The 1932-nt window shown below is 56.4% G+C and carries 1 protein-coding gene; it reads right to left on the bottom strand.

Annotation, left to right across the window (positions count from 1 at the left end):
- A partial coding sequence (locus RTK32_RS21250) for an efflux RND transporter permease subunit (RefSeq protein WP_312047400.1) occupies nt 1-1916 on the bottom strand: 1916 nt, incomplete at its 3' end.
- Nucleotides 1917-1932: the final 16 nt, after the last annotated feature.

Here is a 1932-nt window from a genome sequence, read left to right as displayed (position 1 = left end):
TTACCCGGCCGGTCTCGCCAGTCTTTCAGACGGACAAACATGCGCGCCACGTTCAGCCCGTTGCCGCCCGGCCCGGCACCAATAGTCGAAAACACGGACAGGACATTATCTTTTTCCTGCGTCAGGTAATAGTGCTCAACGCGATCGACTACTTTATTCGTTTGTTGCAGCGTAGAGCCAGGCGGTAGCTGCACCTGCGTAGTGAAGACACCGCGATCTTCCAGCGGCAGAAAAGAGGTCGGCAGGTGCAGAAAAAGTAAGGCCATACCGCCGATAATCAGCAGATAGAGCAAAAGCCAGCGTCCCGCTTTCGACACAATGCGCCCTACGCCCCGCTCATAGCGAGCGGCGTTGCGGTTAAAGGTACGGTTAAACCAGCCAAAGAAGCCCCGGCGGGCATGATGCTCGCCCTGCGGCAGCGGTTTTAACAGCGTGGCGCAAAGAGCCGGTGTCAGCACCATCGCTACCAGCACCGAAAGCACCATAGCGGAAACGATAGTGACGGAAAACTGCCGGTAGATCGCGCCGGTAGTGCCGCCAAAAAAGGCCATCGGCACGAAAACGGCAGAGAGCACCAGTGCGATACCCACCAGCGCGCCCTGAATTTGTCCCATCGACTTACGCGTCGCTTCGCGCGGCGACAGGCCTTCCTCACGCATTATCCGCTCAACGTTTTCCACGACCACAATGGCATCGTCCACCAGCAGACCTATCGCCAGTACCATCGCAAACATCGTCAGCGTGTTGATACTGAATCCGCAAGCGGAGAGGACAGCAAAGGTGCCAAGCAGCACCACCGGCACGGCGATGGTAGGAATGAGCGTGGCACGAAAGTTCTGCAAAAACAGATACATCACAACAAAAACCAGCACGATAGCTTCCAGCAGCGTTTTCACCACGTCCTCAATTGAGGCCACCACAAAAGGCGTGGTTTCATAAGCGATTTCCGCTTTAAGGCCGGGCGGGAAATAACGGGACAGTTCTGCTATCCGTGCCCTGACCAGCTTGTCCGTTTGCAGCTCGTTCGCGCCCGAAGCCAGCTTTACGCCCAAACCTGAAGCGGGCTGGCCGTTGTACTGGCTGAGATAATCATATTTTTCCGCACCCAGCGCCACTTTGGCCACATCACCGAGCCGCACCTCCGACCCATCCTGATTAACACGCAGCGTAATCTGGCGAAATTGCTCGGGTGTGGTTAGCAGCGATTGCGCGTTAATGGTGGCGTTTAGCGCCTGGTGCGCCACAGAGGGCAGGCCGCCTAACTGGCCAACGGCGACCTGGCTGTTTTGCGATTCGATAGCGCTGACAATATCGGAAGTGGTCAGCGCGTAATTGATCAATTTGTCAGGATCCAGCCAGATGCGCATAGCGTACTGCGAGCCATAGGCATCTATCTGGCCCACGCCGTCGATGCGGCTCAGTGGATCCTGTACATTGCTGGCAACGTAATCTGAAATGTCCTGCTTGTCCATGCTGCCGTCGGTAGAGACAAAGGCCACCATCAGAATATTGGTGTCACCGGTTTTCGTCACCGTCACGCCCTGAGACTGCACCGCCTGAGGCAGCTTACGCAGCGCGGTTTGCAGCTGGTTTTGCACCTGCTGGCGTGCCTCATCGGGAGGAGTGCCGGCGACGAAGGTCAGCGTGATCGTCGCCTGACCGGTATTGCTGCTTTGTGAAGACATATACATCAGATTATCGATGCCGGTCATGTTCTGTTCGATAACCTGAGTGACGGTATTTTCCAGCGTCCGGGCAGAGGCGCCAGGGTAGTTAGCGGTCACGCGCACGTTAGGCGGAGCCAGCGCCGGATACTGCTCTACAGGGAGTGAAAAAATAGCCAGGGTACCGGTCAGACACAGCAGAATCGCTATTACCCACGCGAAAATGGGGCGATCGATAAAAAAATTCGCCATCAGCGACTCCAGGCTA

The organism is Erwinia sp., assembly GCF_031978025.1.
Lineage (GTDB): Bacteria > Pseudomonadota > Gammaproteobacteria > Enterobacterales > Enterobacteriaceae > Erwinia.
Note: the sequence above shows the minus strand (reverse complement) of the source record. Positions and strands in the feature narration are given on the sequence as shown.